The sequence below is a fragment of the Aeromonas finlandensis genome (assembly GCF_000764645.1).
GTDB lineage: Bacteria > Pseudomonadota > Gammaproteobacteria > Enterobacterales > Aeromonadaceae > Aeromonas > Aeromonas finlandensis.
Genome location: NZ_JRGK01000265.1, coordinates 12979 through 32193, shown reverse-complemented (window position 1 = coordinate 32193; position 19215 = coordinate 12979). Strand labels below are relative to the sequence as shown.

General features: G+C 59.0%; 21 protein-coding genes, 1 tRNA gene and 1 pseudogene. 14 read left to right on the top strand and 9 right to left on the bottom strand.

All coding sequences use genetic code 11. The annotated features are described in order from the left end of the window. Positions 1-206, top strand: a pseudogene (locus tag LD28_RS0114355) (MFS transporter); the annotation flags it as partial. A 135-nt stretch (positions 207-341) separates the two neighbouring features. On the opposite strand, the gene LD28_RS0114350 reads toward LD28_RS0114355, so the two are convergent. From LD28_RS0114350 to LD28_RS0114335, 4 genes are all read right to left on the bottom strand, one after another. Next, entirely contained in the window at positions 342-896 is a 555-nt protein-coding gene (locus LD28_RS0114350) for a VOC family protein (RefSeq protein WP_033137636.1), read from the bottom strand. Next, positions 890-1654 carry a hypothetical protein gene (locus LD28_RS0114345; protein ID WP_033137635.1) on the bottom strand — a complete coding sequence of 255 codons (765 nt, stop codon included), beginning with the start codon at positions 1652-1654 and terminating at the stop codon, positions 890-892. The genes LD28_RS0114350 and LD28_RS0114345 overlap by 7 nt, the downstream gene beginning before the upstream one ends. A 190-nt stretch (positions 1655-1844) precedes the next feature. After that, positions 1845-2570, bottom strand: coding sequence for an oxygen-insensitive NADPH nitroreductase (gene nfsA / locus LD28_RS0114340; protein ID WP_033137634.1), 726 nt, complete (start codon positions 2568-2570; stop codon positions 1845-1847). Positions 2571-2659: 89 nt separating this feature from the next. After that, the gene (locus tag LD28_RS0114335) at positions 2660-4594 is read right to left on the bottom strand and encodes a putative bifunctional diguanylate cyclase/phosphodiesterase (protein WP_033137639.1); all 1935 of its coding nucleotides are present in this window, start codon (positions 4592-4594) and stop codon (positions 2660-2662) included. 829 nt (positions 4595-5423) lie between these two features. On the opposite strand from LD28_RS0114335, the gene LD28_RS0114330 reads away from it, so the two are divergent. Genes LD28_RS0114330 through LD28_RS0114320 form a run of 3 tightly spaced genes read left to right on the top strand, consistent with a single transcriptional unit; the run spans position 5424 to position 7879 of the window. Then, positions 5424-6362, top strand: coding sequence for a LysR family transcriptional regulator (locus tag LD28_RS0114330; protein ID WP_033137633.1), 939 nt, complete (start codon positions 5424-5426; stop codon positions 6360-6362). A 54-nt stretch (positions 6363-6416) separates the two neighbouring features. Then, positions 6417-7439 (top strand): response regulator, encoded by a 1023-nt coding sequence (locus LD28_RS0114325; protein WP_033137632.1) that lies wholly within the window; start codon positions 6417-6419, stop codon positions 7437-7439. Positions 7440-7447: 8 nt separating this feature from the next. Beyond that, positions 7448-7879 (top strand): PAS domain-containing protein, encoded by a 432-nt coding sequence (locus LD28_RS0114320; RefSeq protein WP_033137631.1) that lies wholly within the window; start codon positions 7448-7450, stop codon positions 7877-7879. Between the two features lie 90 nt (positions 7880-7969). On the opposite strand, the gene ltaE is transcribed toward LD28_RS0114320, so the two are convergent. From ltaE to LD28_RS0114305, 3 genes are all read right to left on the bottom strand, one after another. Beyond that, positions 7970-8989: a low-specificity L-threonine aldolase gene (ltaE, locus tag LD28_RS0114315; protein WP_033137630.1), complete on the bottom strand. Its 1020-nt coding sequence runs from the start codon at positions 8987-8989 to the stop codon at positions 7970-7972. Positions 8990-9101: 112 nt separating this feature from the next. Then, a complete protein-coding gene (locus tag LD28_RS0114310; protein ID WP_033137629.1) occupies positions 9102-9803 on the bottom strand; it encodes an SDR family oxidoreductase in 702 nt (233 codons plus the stop codon). 87 nt (positions 9804-9890) lie between these two features. Further along, the gene (locus tag LD28_RS0114305) at positions 9891-10298 is read right to left on the bottom strand and encodes a helix-turn-helix domain-containing protein (RefSeq protein ID WP_033137628.1); all 408 of its coding nucleotides are present in this window, start codon (positions 10296-10298) and stop codon (positions 9891-9893) included. Between the two features lie 147 nt (positions 10299-10445). Here LD28_RS0114305 and LD28_RS0114300 point away from each other — a divergent pair, with 147 nt between their 5' ends. Then, the gene (locus LD28_RS0114300; protein WP_033137627.1) at positions 10446-11345 is read left to right on the top strand and encodes an aldo/keto reductase; all 900 of its coding nucleotides are present in this window, start codon (positions 10446-10448) and stop codon (positions 11343-11345) included. 70 nt (positions 11346-11415) lie between these two features. Here LD28_RS0114300 and LD28_RS0114295 read toward each other — a convergent pair whose 3' ends face one another. Both LD28_RS0114295 and LD28_RS0114290 read right to left on the bottom strand, forming a co-directional pair. Then, entirely contained in the window at positions 11416-11697 is a 282-nt protein-coding gene (locus LD28_RS0114295) for an RNA recognition motif domain-containing protein (RefSeq protein ID WP_005337180.1), read from the bottom strand. A 216-nt stretch (positions 11698-11913) separates the two neighbouring features. After that, on the bottom strand, positions 11914-12456 hold the full coding sequence (locus LD28_RS0114290) for a hypothetical protein (RefSeq protein WP_033137626.1): 543 nt from the start codon (positions 12454-12456) through the stop codon (positions 11914-11916). A 106-nt stretch (positions 12457-12562) separates the two neighbouring features. Here LD28_RS0114290 and LD28_RS0114285 point away from each other — a divergent pair, with 106 nt between their 5' ends. The 9 genes from LD28_RS0114285 (at position 12563) to LD28_RS0114245 (ending at position 18904) form a co-directional block, all read left to right on the top strand. Then, on the top strand, positions 12563-13333 hold the full coding sequence (locus LD28_RS0114285) for an amino acid ABC transporter ATP-binding protein (RefSeq protein ID WP_050514338.1): 771 nt from the start codon (positions 12563-12565) through the stop codon (positions 13331-13333). Beyond that, complete coding sequence (locus LD28_RS0114280) at positions 13326-14123, top strand: amino acid ABC transporter permease (RefSeq protein ID WP_033137625.1); 798 nt, start codon at positions 13326-13328, stop codon at positions 14121-14123. The genes LD28_RS0114285 and LD28_RS0114280 overlap by 8 nt, the downstream gene beginning before the upstream one ends. 2 nt (positions 14124-14125) lie before the next feature. After that, positions 14126-14962 (top strand): transporter substrate-binding domain-containing protein, encoded by an 837-nt coding sequence (locus tag LD28_RS0114275; RefSeq protein ID WP_033137624.1) that lies wholly within the window; start codon positions 14126-14128, stop codon positions 14960-14962. Next, on the top strand, positions 14962-15867 hold the full coding sequence (locus LD28_RS0114270) for an amino acid ABC transporter permease (RefSeq protein ID WP_033137623.1): 906 nt from the start codon (positions 14962-14964) through the stop codon (positions 15865-15867). The genes LD28_RS0114275 and LD28_RS0114270 overlap by 1 nt, the downstream gene beginning before the upstream one ends. After that, positions 15861-16598 (top strand): penicillin-insensitive murein endopeptidase, encoded by a 738-nt coding sequence (mepA, locus tag LD28_RS0114265; RefSeq protein ID WP_033137622.1) that lies wholly within the window; start codon positions 15861-15863, stop codon positions 16596-16598. The genes LD28_RS0114270 and mepA overlap by 7 nt, the downstream gene beginning before the upstream one ends. A gap of 93 nt (positions 16599-16691) precedes the next feature. Then, complete coding sequence (locus LD28_RS0114260; RefSeq protein ID WP_033137621.1) at positions 16692-17282, top strand: LemA family protein; 591 nt, start codon at positions 16692-16694, stop codon at positions 17280-17282. Continuing rightward, the gene (locus LD28_RS0114255; protein ID WP_033137620.1) at positions 17279-18001 is read left to right on the top strand and encodes a TPM domain-containing protein; all 723 of its coding nucleotides are present in this window, start codon (positions 17279-17281) and stop codon (positions 17999-18001) included. Before LD28_RS0114260 ends, LD28_RS0114255 begins: the two co-directional genes overlap by 4 nt. Before the next feature lie 20 nt (positions 18002-18021). Further along, the gene (locus LD28_RS0114250) at positions 18022-18639 is read left to right on the top strand and encodes a TPM domain-containing protein (RefSeq protein ID WP_033137619.1); all 618 of its coding nucleotides are present in this window, start codon (positions 18022-18024) and stop codon (positions 18637-18639) included. A gap of 177 nt (positions 18640-18816) precedes the next feature. Continuing rightward, positions 18817-18904 (top strand) — tRNA-Ser (locus LD28_RS0114245). The last annotated feature ends 311 nt before the right edge of the window (positions 18905-19215 follow it).

Here is a 19215-nt window from a genome sequence, read left to right as displayed (position 1 = left end):
CCCTCTATCTGGTGGCCTACTATCTGGGGGCCAGTCTGGGTGGGCTTTACTTGCACCCGTTCTGGGAACGGGGTGAGCTTGGAGGATTGGTCATGGGGATTGAACTGGTCCTCATCCTGACGGCAGGCTTGAGCCTCTGGCTCGGTCGACTCAAGCTGCGAAGCGAATCGCCACTGTCTGCCCAGCAACCCCACCGGCACGGGTAACGGGATCTGTGCAAGCAGGGACCGATAGCCATCTCGCAGTCAAGAACCGCCAGATAGCAAAAGGGGTCACACCGGTGACCCCTTTTGTCGAGTTATTCAAGAGCCTGTCCGGCTCGCACGGCATTGTGCGCACAATCAATCATGCTCAAAATAATCCGCAGGCACCGCCACCACCGCACCGGTCGCCACCTCTTCGGCGATAACCTCAGCCAGCGGGCGCAGGTGAAACTTGATCTGACCGGAGGGCAACATCAACCCGATATCGGGGTTACGGGTATCCAACATGTTGCCGGTTTTGAACGGCAGCTCGGGATAGTGCGCCACCAGCGCCTGCAGTGAGGCGACCACCAGCTCGATATGCTCCAGTCCCGCCTGATGGTCACGACCCGGTTTCGGCGCAGCCAGTTCGATACAGGGCACCAGCACCTCACCAGCCAGCAGCGGCTGATGCAACTGATAAGTGGCGATGGGACGACTGCCAATCATCCCCTCCACCAGCAAGGAGCCCGCCTCAGTCAGCACAGCACAGAGCGCGCGGTACTCCTGCAAGGTGGCCGCCCGATAACAGAGGTGATCGACCATTGGCTGGGGAATCGTGACGCCACTGGCGGCCAGTTCGGCCAACAGCTGAGAAACAAATGGGGCCATTGGCCCCAGTGTGGAATCGAGTGGATGAGACATGGTTACCATTTCTTCTTGGGTTGAAACAGGATATCGAGCTCGTCGGCTTCCTTGTCCTTGATGTTTTGCAGATCCTGCGCGCTGTTCTGCTGCTGCAGCTCTTCGAGTTCCTTGAGCCCCTGGCGCATATCCTCTTCGCGGGCCATCAGGTAAGGATCCTTGTCGCTCACGCTGGCCATCGCCGACAGTCCCTTGGTATAGAGCTGGCGGCAAGTGCCATATTGGCCCTGAATACGGGCATCCATCGCCCGCTTGACCAGATTGGAGATATTGATTTTAAGCTGCATCAGTTCGAGTCGGCGCTCTTCCTGAGCAAACCCCTGGGGGTCAATCTTGCCCTTGTTGTGTTCGACCCGCAGCACGGCGCGCATCTTCTTGACCAGTTGCAGCATCTGGATCGCCTGGCGGTCAGACTCCGGCGTTTTGAAATGCCCCTCATCCTGCGCGCTGTAGTTCTCCTGCACGTTTTTTATCTGACTCTGCACATCGGCAATGCGCTGTTTTATCTGGTTGTTGGGCATCACCTGAGCGATGGCGCGATAGGCATCAAGGATCCGGTGCTGCAGCAGCAACACCATATTCTTGGAGAAAGGCACCAGATTGACGTTCAGCAGCACCTCTTCGGTCTCGTCAGCCACCGTTTTGTGTCTGGCTACGGCATGACGTTTGTCCGCCTCCGCCTTCTGTTTATATTGCTGCACCACGTTATAGGCGATAACCAAAAACAGGAGTGCGCCGATAGACAGCAATACCAAAGTTAAAATCATAGGATGTCCAAACCCCTGTCCCTATCCAATTGCGTGATCCTACAACAGCTTACCCACTTAAGGTAGCCTGCAGATCCCCCCTTGCCCACGATGTGTCGCCAAGCTGTGCTCCCGGTCTCAGGGAGAGATGGGAGGATCAGGGTTGATGACCATAGTGGTCACCTCCCCATAGTATCGCCCATCAGCGCCATTACTTGAGGTTAAAGCCCCGTGATTGCAGGAAGCCCAGCATGAAGGGACGGGACTCCTTGCCCAGAATGGTGCGGATCTGGCCGCTCCAGGTCTGCTGCTTGTTGTTGCTGCTGCGGGCCTGATAGTAAGCCGCGATCTGCTGATCGTATTGGGCCAGCAGGTCATGATCCAGCTCACATTGGTAGCGATCCTGATGCACCACCAGCCCCTTGGGCAAGCGGGGCTTCTGCTCCGGCTGCTGGGCCGGATGGCCGAGACAGAGACCAAACAGCGGGATCACCTGATGGGGCAAGCCGAGCAGTTCGCTCACCTCGGCCGGATGGTTGCGAATGCCGCCGATATAGACCCCGCCCAGCCCCAGCGACTGCGCCGCCAGCAGGGCATTTTGCGCCATCAGGGCGCCGTCGATGGCACCGATCAGCAGTTGCTCCGCATAACCGGTCTGGGCCTCGGACACAATCTGGGAATGACGATGGTAATCGGCGCAAAACACCAGAAACTCCGCCGCCTGTGCCACATAGGGCTGGTTACCCGCCAGCACGACCAGCTGTTGGCGCGCCTCGGATGCCGTCACCCGAATAATGCTGGTCACCTGCAGGAAACTGGAACTGGATGCGCTCTGGGCAGCGGCAAGAATGGCATTCAGCTGATCGGGGGCAATGGGCTCAGCCGTGAATTGGCGAATGGAGCGATGGGAAAGGATAAGATCGATGGTCGGATTCATGGCACCTCCAAAATGAGGTAACACCATAGCGAAAAAAACGAGGGAGCCCAAGGCTCCCTCGTACAGTCAGCTGGCTATCTGTGCGTCAATCAGTCAAGCGGGTAACACCCGACCTGACAATCAACCACGAAGCCACTCTCCTCGACCTGTGCCACGGTCAGCGGTTTGCTGAAGAGGTAGCCCTGGAATACATGGCACCCCTGAGTCTGCAAGGCGGCCAGCTCATGGGGCTCCTCCACCCCTTCCGCCATGATCCCCAACCCAAGGTTGGTCGCCATGGCAGCTGTCGCCCGGATCACCGGCAGATTGAGCCCGACCACGAAGGTTCGATCCAGCTTGATCGTGTCGATGGGCAAGCGATTCAGGTAAGCAAGGGATGAGTAGCCGGTGCCAAAATCGTCGATAGCAATCTTGATCCCCTGCTCGCTCAACGCATCCAGAATGCCGAGGCACCCCTTCATATCGAGCATCAGCACGGTTTCGGTCAGTTCCAGCGTCAGCAGTGAGGCATCCACCCCATGCTTTTCAAGCTGATTGCGGACTTGTCCTGGCAGGGAAGATGAGAGCTGGAAACCGGACAAGTTGACGGAAACGGGGACTCGCTTCTTAAAGCGCGCCTTCCAGCTGGCTACCTGCGCCAGCGCGGTGGAGAGCACCCAACTGCCGATCTCGCGGATCAGACCCATCTCTTCGGCCAGCGGGATAAACTCCACCGGCGAGACATGACCAAGCACCGGGTTATACCAGCGCAGTAACGCTTCATAACCGATCAGGCGCTTGCTGGCCGCATCGACCTGCGGCTGATAACAGAGGCTCAACTCCTGACGGCCGATAGCCTTGGCCAGAAACTGCTTGAGATTGAGCTTGCGTTGCAGGGTCTGCTGCATGCTGGGGGTAAAGCGCTGCCAGCGCAACCGTCCCATCTGTTTGGCCTGATACATTGCCATGTCGGCACGGGTGATGAGGTTGTTCCCATCGTCCGCATCATCGGGATAGATGGCAATACCGATACTGCCGCCGATGGTCACCTCCGGCAGCCCGCTCAGCTGCAGCGGTTTGGTCATCTGGGTGAGCATTTGATCGGCCACCTCTTGCGCCCGATCCCCCTGATTGCCCAGCGGCACCAGCGCAGTGAACTCATCACCGCCAAGGCGCGCCAGCTCCACATCCCGCGGACAAATCTGTTTGAGCCTTCCCGCGACCCGCTCCAGCAGGCGATCCCCCGCCTTGTGGCCGTAGTTGTCGTTGACCAGTTTGAAGTTGTCGAGATCCATGAACACCAGCGCAAAACGCTCGCCAAGCCCGCAATAGGCCTCGAGCGATTTCATCAACCCATAGCGATTGAGCAAACCGGTCAGGGAGTCGTGCCAGGCGAGATGGCGGTGTTCCAGCTCTTCAAGCTTGCGATCGGTGATGTCCCGCATGGTGAGCAGAATGCGGGCCCCCTGCTGGATATAGCGGAACTGATACTGGAACCAGCGCATCCCCTTGAGGGTTCGGCACTCCCCCTCAGTCACCACCTCATCGAGACGGGAGAGCTTCTGGTAAAAGCTGTCATCATTGCCGGAGAAGACTTGGGAGAGCTTGGCGACCTGGTGACCGAAACACATTTCGAAGTGATAGTTGCCACTCTCGAAAACGCCCCGGCTATCAAACAGGCAGGCCAGGGTGTCGCCGGTCGCCAGAGAGGACTCCTGATAGAGCGTATCGGAGTCGAGCACCGCTTCGGTCATCATCATCAGCCGGCCAGCCAGCTGAATACCGGAGAGGCGCAGATAGATCTGCTTCTTGACCCCCTTTGGGGAGAGGGTCCACCACTCGTTGTAACTGCGCCCCTGCTGAAAATCACCCAGATAGCGCTGCAGCAGCAGATCGATGGCGGTTGCCATATCGGCAGAGAAGTCGCGGGAGCAGAGTTCGTCGAGAGACGTCGCCTCCCACACGGAGAGCGCGGCGCTGTTTGCCCAGAAAATTTGGTGATGTTCAATGTCATAAACCCAAATCGGAGTATGCAGAACATCCATGGTTTTCAGTAACCGTTCGTCAAGCGTATTCATCTGGTCAAGGTCATTCATGCTGGGTGGTCACTGGTTAACCGGAAAACAAATCTAGCAAACCGCCATATGCAGAATGCAAGGTGCAAACACCTCTCTGCCACCATTTATTAACATGGCCAAGAGCAAACACACTATTTCAGAAATCAATAACAGGAGGGCATATCCAGTGATACAGGGAAGGTCTCTGCCAATATTCCTGTTAAACCGAGCAAATTACACTGTCGATTTTTAACTTTTTTCCCCAGTAAAAACAAGCACTAAGAGCTACCCACTCGAGACCCAGCCAAATCATGTCGCCGTGCGTGGCAACAAATTTATTATTAACATTTACATCAACAACAAAAATAGTCGTCATTCAGTTCACGAAACTTCTATTAATTAACCAAGCGGATGGATAAACAGGCAAAAAAACACCAGTACGAACAATATTTCTGCATTGACAAGGAACTTAAATACCTCTTACTCATTATCCGGCAGAACAAGGGCAAAACGTGAATATGTGATCATCATCGCACTTTAATCGGGCGTCGATATGGCTTGCCAGCAGCACAATCAGGTACGACCACACCAACCACAAAAGCCAATTCATCGCCAAAAAATCATTTCATCATCTCGCCCACTGCAAAAGTAACGAGTTCAATGCTGCCACCAGGATGTAGCCAATTCGTAAACAAACCACGGCGGAAAAAAGGTATCAGCAGAAATCGAATCCAGATCAATTAAACGCTGAATTACGCTTGCCAACCAGGGACGCTCTTTTTATGGTTGCCCCCTTGTTACACCCAGAACAGCGTTTATGAAGCACATCGAAGAGTTCTACCTGTTCGTCAAGGTGGTGCAAGAGGGGGGATTCTCCCACGCTGCAGCCGCACTGGGCATGCCTACAGGCACCATCAGTCGACGCATTTCCCAGCTGGAAGAGCACTTGGGCTGCTCCCTGCTACATCGCTCTACCCGCAAACTCCGTCTTACCGATGATGGGCTCAGATACTACGAACGTCTCTGCACGCCGCTCGCACAAATCGAGCAGGCCACCAGCGAGATCCAGGGTAAAGAGGCCGACATCACCGGACTTATCCGGATAGCCGCGCCGATCGCGCTCTCCAACACCATCCTCATCGATATGCTGGCCGAATTCGGGCTGGACTATCCCGAGGTACAGTTCGATATCACCCAAACCAATGATCACCAGCACCTGTTCGACAATGATCGGGATCTGGTGTTCTTCAACGGTGAGCTGCCCCAATCACTGCCCAATGCGATCTGTCTCGGTCATATCGAGTACGGTCTGTTTGCCTCGCCGCTCTATCTGACCAAGAAGGGAACCCCCTCCCACCCCAACCAGCTGGAAGAGCACGATCTCATCTACTGCTGGCCACACCAGCACTGGCAGCTGACTGACAAGGATGGCCAGAGCGTCTGCATCAAACGCAACGCCAAACTGACCGTCAACCAGACGCAGGCCGCAGTGCGCGCAGCCCGGCGCCATCTGGGGATCGTCAACGCCCCGCTGCACTATCTGAGCAGCTTCCTCCATGACGAGCAGTTGGTACCGGTGCTGACCGACTGGCAAACTGGCAATCGCCCCTTCTACATGTTGTGTTGCCAGCACCAGTTCGCCCCGTTGCGTGTTAAGATGTTCGTTGAATTTGTTGAAAAATACTCAGCGCGCTATCGCAATCGGCAATGGGACAACCAATTTTCACAAGGTGATAGCCTCACCCATTGCATCTGACCGTTAGCGGGCCACACTTATAGCACCCGTTGCCAACAGAGCCTGCCTAACGCCATGAATGTATTGATATGTGATGACTCCGGGTTCGCCCGCAAACAGCTGGCGCGGGCGCTCCCGGCCGACTGGAAAGTCGATTTGCACTACGCGGCCAATGGTCTCGAAGGGATCGAACAAGTGCTGATGGGTCATGGCGATCTCATCTTCCTCGATCTGACCATGCCAGAGATGGACGGTTACGGCGTGCTGGAGACCCTCCAACGGGAGGGGCTGCGCAACAAAGTGATCGTGGTCTCAGGCGATATCCAACCAGAGGCCTATCAACGGGTTATGGGGCTGGGGGCGCTCGATTTCATCAAGAAACCCGCCGCCCCCGAAACCCTGCTCGCCCTGCTCAAACAACACGGCTTCTGGAGTGCCACCCCGAGCGGTCATGCGGGCGCCGCCGAGCAGTTGCCCGACGGGGTGGTAGCCGATGTGGGCGTCAAGATCACCCCCGAAATTCGCGATGTCTATCAGGAGCTGGCCAACGTCTCCATGGGTCAGGCGGCCGACTTGCTGGCCCGTCTGCTCAACGCCTTCGTGGTGCTGCCTATCCCCAACGTCAACGTGCTGGAGGTCTCCGAGCTGCACATGGCCCTCTCGGCTGCCGCGGATTCGGATACCCTCTCCGCCGTCTGTCAGGGCTTTATCGGAGCGGGGATTGCCGGCGAAGCGCTGATCCTGTTCCATGACTCCAGCTTCAAAGATTTGGCCAAGCTGATGAACCATCAGGGGACGCTGGATCGCACCGCCGAACTGGAGCTGTTGATGGATACCGCCAACGTACTGATCGGCGCCTTCCTGCGCGGCTACGCCAACCAGCTTGATACCCCCTTCAGTCAGGGCCACCCGGTGGTGCTCGGTCAGCACAGACCCATCAACGAGCTGATCAACACCAACAAGAGCCGCTGGCGCCGTACGCTCGCCATCGAGATCAACTACCGGATCCAGGATTACGCGGTGCAGTGTGATCTGCTGCTGCTGTTTACCGAAGATTCCATCGCCACCATGAACAACAAAATCATGCACATGCTCTAGGAGTGACTATGGAAATCCGTGAATTTCATTGGCTGATGAACATAGTCCAGAACCTGGACGTAGGCTTGGTGGTGCTCGACAAGGAGTACAAGGTACAGGTGTGGAACGGCTTTATGGAGAGCCACAGCGGTCGACTGGCTGGTGAAGTGCGCGACGGCGTGTTGTTCGAGCTGTTCCCCGATGTGGACAAAGCCTGGTTCGAGCGCAAGGCCAACATGGTCTTCAAGCTCAACAACCGCGCCTTCAGCACCTGGGAGCAGAAGCCCTATCTGCTGCGTTTCTCCAACTACCGCCCCATTACCGGCTCGGCCCCCCACATGTTCCAGAACCTGACCCTGGTGCCACTGGCCGATTTCGGCGGGCAGGTGACCCACATCGCGGTGATGATCTACGATGCCACCGATGAGGCCATGCTGATGAGCGGCCAGCGGCAGGCTTAAGCTTGCTGCAAATAACAGAGGGCGCCGCGGCGCCCTCTGTGATCTCGGTATAAACAAGTCTCTGTATAACGTCTACCTCACCAAGCACTATCAACGCGCGCCGAGATACTCGGTAAAGGCGTCGATCACCTCTTCTATGTCGTCATCGTTGATCTGCAGATGGGTCACCAGCCGCAGCTCGCCGTAACCGGAGAAGAGGATCCCCCGCTCCTTCATAAAGGCGAGCAGAGGGGCCGATTCCCCCTCTCGCAGCCGCAGGAACACCATGTTGCTCTGCACCTGCGAGAGGTCGAGCTCGATGCACGGCAGCGCCGCCAGCCCTTCAGCCAGCCGTTTGGCACGGCGGTGATCATCGGCCAGACGGGTCACATGCTGCTCAAGAGCAAACAGACCGGCTTGCGCCAGAATGCCCGCCTGACGCATGCCGCCCCCCAACATTTTGCGCAGACGGCGCGCACGGGCGATGAAGTCGTGACTGCCCACCAGCAGTGAGCCAACCGGTGCCCCCAACCCTTTGGAAAGGCAGATCGAGATGCTGTCAAACGGCGCGGCGATCACCTCAACCGGGGTTTCGCTGGCCACGGCGGCGTTAAAGAGCCGGGCGCCATCCAGGTGAAGCTTCAAGCCACGCTCGGCAACGAATGCCCCCATCTCCTGCAGATAGGAGAGCGGCAGCACCTTGCCGTTGTGGGTGTTCTCAAGGCAGATAAGGCGAGTCTGGACGAAATGGGCATCATCAGGGGCCAGCGCGGCCTTGATATCATCGAAGGCCAGCGTGCCGTCGTGCTGCATCGGCAAAGGTTGCAGGGCCACAGAGCCCAGCACGGCACTCCCCTGCGCTTCGTAGCGATAGATGTGAGCGGCGGACCCCAATATGGCCCCCTCACCACGCTGACAATGGCTCATCACCGCCAGCAGATTGGACATGGTGCCCGATGGCACAAACAGCGCAGCCTGTTTGCCCAGTAATCTGGCCCCATGGGCCTCCAGCGCGTTGACGCCCGGATCTTCACCATAGACATCGTCACCGACTTCGGCGTGGAGCATGGCCTGACGCATAGCATCAGTAGGCTGGGTGACGGTGTCACTTCGTAAATCGATATAGCGCATGAGATCCCTCCTGAAACAGGAGAGTGACGTTAGCCATGCGCCCCTCGCTTGGCAAGGGGCGCATGAGCAGAATGTGAAGCAAATGGGTGTCGGGGGAACCCGTTGGCGGGATTTACCAAGGCAGCGGCTGGCCGTTGAGATCCAGTAGCTGGCCCGATTGAGTCAACGATAACACGTTGATGAGATTGAGCAGTTTCACCGCCACCTCGGCAGGATCCTGCAGTTGTTCCGCAGACAACTCGCTCAGAAAAGGGGTGTTCATCGGGGAGTCCATCAAACCGGGCGCCACCGCCACCACCCCCGCTTGCGGGAAACGCTGCGCCCACTCAAGAGCCAGGGTTTTCACCCCCATATCGAGAGCCGCCTTGCTCATCCGGTAGCTGTAACGCCCCCCCTCCTGGTTGGCAGCGATGGAGCCCGCCAGATCGGCGATGGCGCAGAGCCACAGAGGATGGTCATTCCTCATCAACCGGCTGAAGCGGGCAGCCAGCGCCAGCGTTGGCCAGGCATTGGCCAGCAGGCTGTCGCACAGCCATTTGGGGTGCACCTCTTCGACTCGCCGCTCCGGCATAAAGCTGACGTCGTGCAACAAGCCGATGGTGTTGATGACCACGGAGGGAAGCGGATCGGTATCGTAGAGGGTAAACAGGGCATCAAACGAGATCGCATCGACCTCTTGCAGCGGGAAGAAGGCCCCCATCTCGATCCCTTTTGGATAGGTGCGCCCGGCCAGCAGGAAGGATTCCCCCCTTGCCATCAGCTCTCTTGCCAGCGCCGAGCCCAGCGCACCGCTTCCGAGGATCAAGTAGCTCATCGCCCATTCCATGGAGAGTTATCTTGCTTAGAGCGTATCAGAATAATCAACCCGCCGTGACACGACCAAAGGGTAATACGCCCCTCATCACGCTTCCCCCAGATGGCGACCAAACTCCCGCGCCAGCGCCAGATCGAGAAAACCGTCCGCTTTCTTGTGGGTACGCAAAAACTGGTAATAGGCGAGCAGGGTGACTAGCGCCTCCTCATCGGGCAACCCCACCCCGGGTTGCTGCTCGCCCAGCAGTTGCTGCGCCGCCGCCAGCGCCTCTCTGTCCACCACTTCCGCCTGACGGTAGAGATAACCGCAGCCGGTCGCCAACCACTCCAGCGAGCAGTTGGCCCCCATGGCGATCTGGTTGGCCCGCGCCAGGCCTGGCTCGGCCCCTTTCAAATATTTGCGGATCAGCGCTTCACTGAGCCCCACCTTACGGGCAAAGGCACTCACGCTCATCTCCCCGATCAGGCTCTGCAAGCGCTCGGCAAATCCTTCCATCCAACTCTCTCCCCAACTCTGCGGTCAGAACCAAAGTTCGAATCATGCCACTGCCCATTATTGCTTTGCCAGCCACATGGGGCCAAGATGCCCGCAGTCATCTATATTGCACATCGTTTTCGCATCTCGTTTGTAAAGGAGTCAACCATGTCTGTATCCCGTGTCGCCCTGCACCCGCAAGGCCCCACCTTCTCTCGTCTCATCATGGGTTACTGGCGCCTGATGGAGTGGCAGCTCTCCCCGACCGCTCTGCTCGATCTGATGAAATATCATCTGGATCTGGGGGTCACCACCATCGATCACGCCGATATCTATGGTGGCTATCAGTGCGAAGAGGCCTTTGGTCACGCCCTGCGCCTCGAACCTTCCCTGCGCGATCGGATGGAGATCGTCAGCAAATGTGGCATCGCCCTCACCGCCAAGCCGGAGCATGCCCTCAACCACTACAACACCGGCAAGGGCCATATCATCGCCAGTGCCGAGGCCTCGCTGCGCAAGCTCGGCACCGACCATCTGGACCTGCTGCTGATCCACCGCCCGGATCCCCTGATGAACGCCGATGAAGTGGCCGACGCCTTTATCACCCTGAAACAGGCGGGCAAGATCAAGCACGCCGGGGTATCCAACTTCACCGCCCGTCAGTTCGAACTACTGCAATCGCGCCTCCCCTTCCCGCTGGTCACCAACCAGCTGGAGATCTCGCCGCTGCATCAGGACGGGACCCTCGATGGCACCCTGGATCAGTGCCAGCAGCTTGGCATCAAGCCGATGGCCTGGTCATGCCTCGGTGGCGGCCGACTGTTCAGCGATGATGCCTATGCCCCGCTGCGCGCCGAACTGGAGCAGATCCGCCTAGAAGTCGGCGCCCAGACTATCGAACAGGTTGTCTACGCCTGGGTGATGATGCTACCGAGCCAACCGCTGCCATTGATTGGCTCCGGCAAGCGGGAGCGGATTGCTGCCGCCGTGGCCGCCGAATCCATCGAGCTCAACCGCCAGCAGTGGTTCCGCATCCGCAAGGCGGCGCTCGGTTACGACGTCCCCTGATAACAGCAAAACGTCCAGAAACAAAAACGGCATGGGGGAAACCCATGCCGTTTTTCATTGCCGAGGCACCTTAGCGGTGGCGCTGTTGCGGGCGACCACGGGGAGCATCTGTCTTCGGTTTGGCCTGGTTGACGGTGATGGTACGGCCACCGACTTCAGTGCCATGCAGACCAGCGATGGCCTTTTCGGCATCACCATTGACCGGCATTTCAATAAAACCAAACCCCTTTGACTGGCCGGTATCGCGGTCGATGATGATATCAACCTTGTCGACCTGTCCAAACTGGCTGAACAGGGTTTTCAGTTCGTCGGCCGTCATCCGGTACGACAGATTTCCTACGTAAATCTTCATGCCATCCACTCTCGATTCAAGGTGCCTTCTCTATGCAATTCCCAGCATAACGGTAAGGGCACAACCCCTATGCCGGACCTGCCATGGCTTCATGCCGTGGCCTTCCCCACACTGTCGTCAAGTGATTGATCTCTTGGGTTAACAGTGCAGACAAGATCAATTCGAGTCACTGGCAGTATCTGAGCTTTGCCGGGAATTGTCGAGAAAATAGTCGACTCAGGCCGATTGCAGATCTGACAACCGTTGCGCCAGCACCCGGCGACCGTGCCAGGCCCGTTTAAAGCCGAAGCGATAAACCGACGGGCTCACCAGATGCAGCTCCCCCGCCTTGAGATCCAGCAAGGCCATGGCCGCCGCCAGCTCCTCTTCACTCAGTTGCAGATCGAGGCTGAAGTCGAGCCACTGGCCGTCATGGCCCACTCGCCGCTCCCGCTCGAGCGCCACCAGCTGACGGCGGGGCAGCGCCAGTGCCTCATCCTTGTTGCCATTGAGCAGATAGATATGCTGCCCATCCCATCCCAGCTCCGCCAGGCGCCAGGGCTGCCAACTGCGGGGCAACGACACCATGATCCCGGTGATGCCACCAAACACCACGCCCACCCAGTTGAGCAGGGTCATGGAGCCCCAGCCATCCCACAAGGAGGCCGCTACCACGCCCCAACTCACCAGCAACAGTAGAAAAATGACGCAGCGATAGCGAACCGCTGGCGGCATCAACAGCTGCACCTGTGAACCGGCAAGCAAGGATGTAATACGCATGAAAAGCTCCTGTCATCACGAAATGGCGCCATTGTGAATAGGCATCAGGATACTGACAAGGGGGTTTTCTTTGTCATCCCCCTATAAAATCAATACCATGGCGTAAATGATTCTCAGTGGAACCCGCTTCTTGACCAGCTCGCAACCCTGTGTGCGCTTTTGTGGCGTCGACAAATTCTATGGCGACTTTCAGGCTCTTCATCACATCGATCTCACCATTGAACGGGGAGAGAAGTGGGTTATCTGTGGCCCATCAGGCTCCGGCAAATCGACGCTAATCCGCACCATCAACGGGCTGGAGGGGATCGACGGCGGCCAGCTGTTCCTGTTTGGCGAGCCGGTGACCCCCGCCTACCTGCGCCGTCTGCAAGGTCGGGTCGGCATGGTGTTTCAGCAGTTCAACCTCTTCCCCCATATGACGGTGCTGGAGAACCTGATGGTGGCGCCGGTGCATACCCTGGGGTTGCGCCCCCAGGAAGCCAGAGCCCGGGCGCTCGGGCTACTCGAGCGGGTGCGCATTCAGGCACAGGCCGACAAGTACCCCCATCAGCTCTCCGGCGGCCAGCAGCAGCGGGTCGCCATCGCCCGCTCTCTCTGCATGCAACCCGAGCTGATGCTGTTTGACGAGCCCACCTCCGCCCTCGACCCCGAGATGATCCGCGAAGTGCTCGATGTGATCCGCGAGTTGGCTGACGAGGGAATGACCCTTATCTGCGTCACTCACGAGATGGGCTTTGCCCGTCAGGTGGCAGATCGAGTGCTCTTTATGGACGAGGGGAAGATCATCGAGTCGGCCCCGCCCGCCCAGCTGTTCAGCGCCCCGCAGCACCCGCGCACCCAAGCCTTCCTCGAACAGGTGCTCAGCTATCATGGCTAGGCTCAACAGCCCCCGCCTGCTTGGCTGGCTGTCAGGCACTGTGGTGCTCTCTGCGCTACTCGGCTGGGCGCTCTATAGCGGCGCTCGCCAGATGGGTTATGAGTGGCAGTGGCCGCGAGTGTTGCCCTTTCTCGGCGAATGGGATGAGGGAACCTTTTATGCAGGCCCCCTGCTAAACGGCCTGCTGGTCACCCTGCAGGTGGCACTGCTCAGTCTGTTGGGCACTCTGGCGGTCGGAGTGTGCGTGGTCAGCCTGCGGCTGCTCCCCTCCCGTTTTGGCCCCTGGCTCGCCATCGCCTATCTGGCGCTGGTGCGTACCACGCCCCAGCTGGTGCAGCTCTATATTCTCTATTTCTTGCTGGGCCCCATGCTGGGGCTGGCCCCCCTTGCCTGCGCCGTGTTGAGCCTCTCTCTCTATCAGGGGGCCTTCACCGCCGAAGTGTTGCGCGCAGGGCTCCAGGCCATTCCCAAAGGTCAGTGGGAGGCGGCCCGCTCGCTTGGCTTGTCGCGAACCATCACCCTGCGCAAGGTGATCCTGCCCCAGCTGGTGCGCATCACCTTGCCGCCGCTCACCAACGAGCTGGTGTCGCTTATCAAACATTCGGCGTTGGTGAGTGTGATCGCCATCTTCGATCTGACCAACGAAGGGCGTACTCTGGTTGCCGATACGTTTCTGACCTTTGAGGTGTGGTTTACCGTGGCCGCCCTCTATTTGCTGTTAACCCTGACGCTGTCAGCCTGTTCACGGGCGCTGGCCCGTCACCTGAATCCGGACCAACAAGGACGCTAACCATGAATTTATCATTCAAGACCGCCCTGTCGGGCGCAGCCCTGCTGTTGACTACCGCCCTGTTTGCCCCTGCGCTGCTTACCCAGGCTCAGGCAGAAGAGGCATCATCCACACAGGCGCAGATCGAGCAGAGCGGTACCCTGCGGGTCGGCATGTCCACCTTCGCCCCCTGGGCGATGCGCGACAAGCAGGGGGCCCTGATTGGTTTCGAGATTGACGTGGCCCGTCGCCTTGCCACCGACAGCGGCTGGCAAGTGGAGTTCGTGCCTACCGCCTGGGATGGCATCATCCCCTCCCTGCTGGCAAAAAAATATGACGTCATCATCGGTGGCCTCACCATCACCCCCGAGCGGGAGAAGAGCGTGCGCTTCACCCAGGCCTACTCCCACTCCGGGGTGCAGCTGGCCGCCTCCAGTGCCCTGGCCAAAGAGAAGAAAACCGTGGCGGACTTCAACAAGCGCGGGGTGATCCTGGCGGTACGTCGTGGCGCCTCGCCGGTACAGGTAGCCAAAGAGCACTTCCCCAAAGCCACCCTGCGCCAGTTCGATGACGAGTCACAGGTATTTCAGGAGGTGCTGAACGGCCGCGCCCACGGCGCCCTCTCCTCCTCACCGAAACCCGAGCAAGAAGCGCTGCGCCACCCGGATGCCCTCTTTATGCCATTTGCCAAACCGCTGGCAGAGGGGAGTGAAGGGTTTGCCCTGCGCAAGGGGGATGATGCCTTGGCTGAACAGTTCAACGAGTGGATCGCCGCCCGTCAGGCCGATGGCTGGCTCAAGGCGCGCCATGACTACTGGTTCAAATCGCTGGCGTGGGAAGCGCAGGTCGCCAATCCCTGATGCTGATAGCCCTCAAACAGACCATCCGGCGCATAGTCCGGGAGCCATTTCGGAACATCAACTGGCTGGATGGGGTGATCGCGCTGATCCTGCTGCTGTCTGGCCTCTGGCTGGCCAGCCGCTTGCACATCGGGGTGGCCTATCAGTGGCGCTGGCATGAGGCCTTCGAACTGCTGTTCACCCCCGGCCCTCACGGCGAGTTGCCCTACTTTTTCGGCGGTCTGCTCACTACCTTGCGCATCGCCCTGCTCGGCATGGTGCTGGCGCTGCTGCTCGGCACTGGGCTGGGGGTGGCCGCCTTCAGCCGCCGCCCCTGGCTGGTGATGCCCGCGACCCTGTTTATCCAGCTGATCCGCAATCTGCCACCGCTGGTCTTTATCTTCATCTTCTACTTTTTTATCGCCAACCAGCTGCTGCCCGCGAGCGGCCTCTCCCGCTGGCTCGGCACCGTATCGCTCTCCCCGTGGCAAGAGGCGCTGTTTGGCCCACCAGCCCGCTGGGAAAACCTCATCTCAGGCACCCTCTGTGTGGGGATGATCAGCGCCGCCTTCGTCGCCGAGATCGTCCGCGCCGGGCTGGCCGCCATCCCCCGTGGTCAGTGGGAAGCGGCGCAGAGCCTTGGGCTCTCCCCCTGGGTGCGGCTGCGCCGGGTGATCCTGCCGCAGGCCATGCTGCTGATGCTGCCCCCCCTCACCGGTCAGCTCATCGCGCTGGTGAAGGATACCGCCATCGTTTCCCTTATCTCGGTGCAGGAGCTCACCTTTGTCGGCACCGAGATGGCCAACTCGAGCGGACTGATCTACGAGATCTGGCTGCTGGTGGCGGCGGCCTATTTATCGATATGTTTGAGTCTGTTCGTGCTGCTGAGCCGACTCGAAGCAAGACAAGGAGCACGCACATGCTGACGTCCCTGTTGCTGGCGACCGTATTGCAAGCGGAAGCCATCGGCGGTTATGCCGCCGGTTGCCTGAAAAACGGCGTATCCCTGCCCCTCGAAGGGCCGGGTTATCAGGTGATCCGCACCAAGCGGCTGCGCTACTACGGCCACCCCGACCTTATCCGCTACCTGCAGGCGCTGGCCAACCAGACCCGCATGGCCGGGCTGCCGGATCTTTACATCGCCGATCTGGCGATGGCCCGTGGCGGCCCCTTTACTTCCGGCCATCGCAGCCACCAGACCGGGCTCGACGCCGATATCTGGTTTCGCATGGCCAACCGCCCCATTAGCAAATGGGAGCAGGATGCTCCCAAGGAGTGGGCGCTGATCGACGAACCCAGCTACAAGATGTTGCCGGGGCGCTTTGGCCCGCAGCAGCTCACCCTGCTACGGCTGGCCGCCAGCAAACCCGATGTGGCCCGCATTTTTGTCAATCCGGTGATCAAGGCCGAAGTGTGCAAGCAAGCGGGCGATGAGCCCTGGGTCGCCAAGCTGCGCCCCTGGGTGGGCCACTTCAGCCACTTCCATGTGCGGCTACGCTGCCCGGTGGGCAGCCCCGATTGCGAGCCCCAGGCCCCCATTCCTCCCGGCAACGGCTGCGGGGAAGAGCTGGCCTCCTGGCTCAAGGACAAGCCCCAGCTGCCCAAGGTATCCGGCATCAACAAACCACCAATACTTCCTGCGCGTTGTGGCAACTGACCCCAAGCTGGTATGGTGGTGCGCTATTTGGTAGCGCACTGCCGACCCAGTGGCAGTGCTCTATCGCTCGACATTTCAAAGGAGAACAACAAGATGGCCACATCACTCTGGCGCAGAACCACGCAGAGCCTGTTGACCCTGACCCTGCTGCTGAGCTTGACTGGCTGCGGCATGAACAACATTCCGACCCTGGATGAGCAGGTCAAGGCGAGCTGGGGACAGGTGGAGAACCAGTATCAACGCCGCGCCGATCTCATCCCCAATCTGGTGGCAACCATCAAGGGCTACGCCAGCCATGAGCAGGAGACCCTCAAGGCGGTCACCGATGCCCGCGCCCGGGTCGGCAGCGTGCAGGTGAGCAATCCTGCCCAGCTCAAGGAGTTTGAAGCGGCGCAGAACCAGCTCTCCAGCGCCCTCTCCCGCCTGATGGTAGTGGTAGAGCGCTACCCCGAGCTGAAAGCGGATCAGCAGTTCCTGACCCTGCAAGCTCAGCTGGAAGGCACCGAAAACCGTATCTCGGTGGCCCGCCGCGACTATATCGAGGCAGTGCGCCTGTTCAATACCGAGATTCGCACCTTCCCCGGAGTGATCTGGCACAAGATGCTCTACTCGGATCTGGAAGCCAAACCCAGTTTCAGTGCCAAACCCGGTGCCGATGAGGCGCCCAAGGTCAGCTTCCAATGAAGATGATGCTGCGTGCATTGCTCCCTTTTCTGCTGATCTGGACGGCGGTGCTGCAGGCCGCGCCGAATTTTCCGGCCCTGAGCGGACGGGTGGTGGACGAGGCAGCGCTGATGTCCCGTAAACAGGCCCATCAACTGACCCAACAGCTGGCCGCCTTTGAAAAACGCAGCGGTATCCAGCTGGTGGTGGTCTCCGTTGACAGCTTGCAGGGCGAGACCATCGAAGAGTATGGCTATCAGCTGGGCCGCCACTGGGAGATCGGCCAGAAGGGCAAGAACAATGGCGTGCTGTTGCTGATCGCCCAGGATGAGCGCAAGGTGCGGATCGAGGTGGGATACGGGCTGGAGGGCGCCCTGCCCGACGCCATCGCCGCCAACATCATCCATGGTCGCATCCTGCCTGCCTTCAAGCGCGGCGATATGGTGGCCGGGATCATGGCGGGCAGCCAGAGCATCATGAAGGCACTCGCCGGAGAGTATCAGCCGGTCGATCAACCAAAAGATGATAAGTCCGGTGGTTTCTGGCTGTTTGTTCTGATGGTGATTGCGATGATCGTGCTCCACAACCTGCGCGGTGGTGGCGGTGGGTCGGGGGGACGACGTCGGGCAGCCTACATGGCCGGTGGATTTGGTGCCGGCTCCTTTGGTGGTCGCTCTGGCGGCGGATTCAGCGGTGGTGGCGGCAGTTTTGGCGGCGGCGGAGCCTCCGGTGGCTGGTAACAGGAGTAAAGAGACAAATCATGATTTCTAAACAGTTCTTCCACACGCTTCAGGCCAAGGTGCGCGAAGCGGAGCTAGAGACTGATGCTGAACTGGTCACCGTGCTGGCCCCGGCCAGTGATGGGTACCGCTACATTCCCACCCTCTGGGCAGCGCTGCTGGCCATGCTCACTCCCCTGCTGGTATTCCAGCTCGGCTTCTGGCTCGGCTGGTACGAGATCCTGCTGGTGCAGTGGTCAGTCTGGCTGCTGCTGAGCCTGCTGTTCCACTGGACCCCCATCAAGATGCGGCTGATCCCGAAGAAGGTTCGCCAGCACAGGGCGGCCCTGATGGCCCGCCTGCAATTTGTCGAGCAGGGGCTGCACCGCACCCGCGACCGACTCGGGGTGCTGATCTTCGTCTCGGCCGCCGAGCACTATGTAGAAATACTGGTGGATGACGGCATCGCCCAGCATATCGATAATGGTCAGTGGCAGGAGATCATCTACGACTTCGTGGCACGAGTGCGCAACAAGGAGGTCGAACAGGGGTTTCTGGAGTGCGTGGAGCGCGTCAGCGCCATTCTGACCGATGCCTTCCCGGCAACCCGGGATCAAAACGAGCTGCCGGACACGCTGATCATCCTCGACAAGCCCTGATCCGGTTTAAAAAACCGGCATTTTGCGCAAGGGTTAGGCATTCAGAAAAGATTATGAAAAATAAGGGGAAAATAGGTTGACCCACACAGCCCTTTCCCCTAAATTACGCCCCGTTCCAGCGCAACAGCGCAGTGAACAACGTGTTGGCTGAACACGTTAAACCACAGACCAAAATTTGGTGAGGTGTCCGAGTGGCTGAAGGAGCACGCCTGGAAAGTGTGTATACGGCAACGTATCGAGGGTTCGAATCCCTCCCTCACCGCCAAATTTAAAAAACCGACCTCAGGGTCGGTTTTTTTGCTTTCCGGCAAACGCAAACACCTATGCAGACCAAACCCTTATGATAAGGGGAGAGCCCTCGCCGGGGCGCGCAGAACAGCTTGCTGCGATGAACAGCCAACGGCCGCCCCCAAAGGTGAGCCACGCAGTGGCAAATCATGCCCTCCTCACCCCGTTCGTGATGAAACGTCTGCTACCTGCCCCGCGCTCAGTCAACACCCTCGGCTGGCCCGACCTCTCCATCTCCCAATGTCATTGAGTTTTGTATTAACGAGGCTGTTAGCGAAACCTGTCATG

Bases quoted from the DNA above. Each gene is read 5' to 3' on its own strand.
- LD28_RS0114350 (WP_033137636.1), bottom strand. From the start codon at position 896: ATGGTAACCATGTCTCATCCACTCGATTCCACACTGGGGCCAATGGCC.
- LD28_RS0114345 (WP_033137635.1), bottom strand. From the start codon at position 1,654: ATGATTTTAACTTTGGTATTGCTGTCTATCGGCGCACTCCTGTTTTTG.
- nfsA (WP_033137634.1), bottom strand. From the start codon at position 2,570: ATGAATCCGACCATCGATCTTATCCTTTCCCATCGCTCCATTCGCCAA.
- LD28_RS0114335 (WP_033137639.1), bottom strand. From the start codon at position 4,594: ATGGATGTTCTGCATACTCCGATTTGGGTTTATGACATTGAACATCAC.
- LD28_RS0114330 (WP_033137633.1), top strand. From the start codon at position 5,424: ATGAAGCACATCGAAGAGTTCTACCTGTTCGTCAAGGTGGTGCAAGAG.
- LD28_RS0114325 (WP_033137632.1), top strand. From the start codon at position 6,417: ATGAATGTATTGATATGTGATGACTCCGGGTTCGCCCGCAAACAGCTG.
- LD28_RS0114320 (WP_033137631.1), top strand. From the start codon at position 7,448: ATGGAAATCCGTGAATTTCATTGGCTGATGAACATAGTCCAGAACCTG.
- ltaE (WP_033137630.1), bottom strand. From the start codon at position 8,989: ATGCGCTATATCGATTTACGAAGTGACACCGTCACCCAGCCTACTGAT.
- LD28_RS0114310 (WP_033137629.1), bottom strand. From the start codon at position 9,803: ATGAGCTACTTGATCCTCGGAAGCGGTGCGCTGGGCTCGGCGCTGGCA.
- LD28_RS0114305 (WP_033137628.1), bottom strand. From the start codon at position 10,298: ATGGAAGGATTTGCCGAGCGCTTGCAGAGCCTGATCGGGGAGATGAGC.
- LD28_RS0114300 (WP_033137627.1), top strand. From the start codon at position 10,446: ATGTCTGTATCCCGTGTCGCCCTGCACCCGCAAGGCCCCACCTTCTCT.
- LD28_RS0114295 (WP_005337180.1), bottom strand. From the start codon at position 11,697: ATGAAGATTTACGTAGGAAATCTGTCGTACCGGATGACGGCCGACGAA.
- LD28_RS0114290 (WP_033137626.1), bottom strand. From the start codon at position 12,456: ATGCGTATTACATCCTTGCTTGCCGGTTCACAGGTGCAGCTGTTGATG.
- LD28_RS0114285 (WP_050514338.1), top strand. From the start codon at position 12,563: ATGATTCTCAGTGGAACCCGCTTCTTGACCAGCTCGCAACCCTGTGTG.
- LD28_RS0114280 (WP_033137625.1), top strand. From the start codon at position 13,326: ATGGCTAGGCTCAACAGCCCCCGCCTGCTTGGCTGGCTGTCAGGCACT.
- LD28_RS0114275 (WP_033137624.1), top strand. From the start codon at position 14,126: ATGAATTTATCATTCAAGACCGCCCTGTCGGGCGCAGCCCTGCTGTTG.
- LD28_RS0114270 (WP_033137623.1), top strand. From the start codon at position 14,962: ATGCTGATAGCCCTCAAACAGACCATCCGGCGCATAGTCCGGGAGCCA.
- mepA (WP_033137622.1), top strand. From the start codon at position 15,861: ATGCTGACGTCCCTGTTGCTGGCGACCGTATTGCAAGCGGAAGCCATC.
- LD28_RS0114260 (WP_033137621.1), top strand. From the start codon at position 16,692: ATGGCCACATCACTCTGGCGCAGAACCACGCAGAGCCTGTTGACCCTG.
- LD28_RS0114255 (WP_033137620.1), top strand. From the start codon at position 17,279: ATGAAGATGATGCTGCGTGCATTGCTCCCTTTTCTGCTGATCTGGACG.
- LD28_RS0114250 (WP_033137619.1), top strand. From the start codon at position 18,022: ATGATTTCTAAACAGTTCTTCCACACGCTTCAGGCCAAGGTGCGCGAA.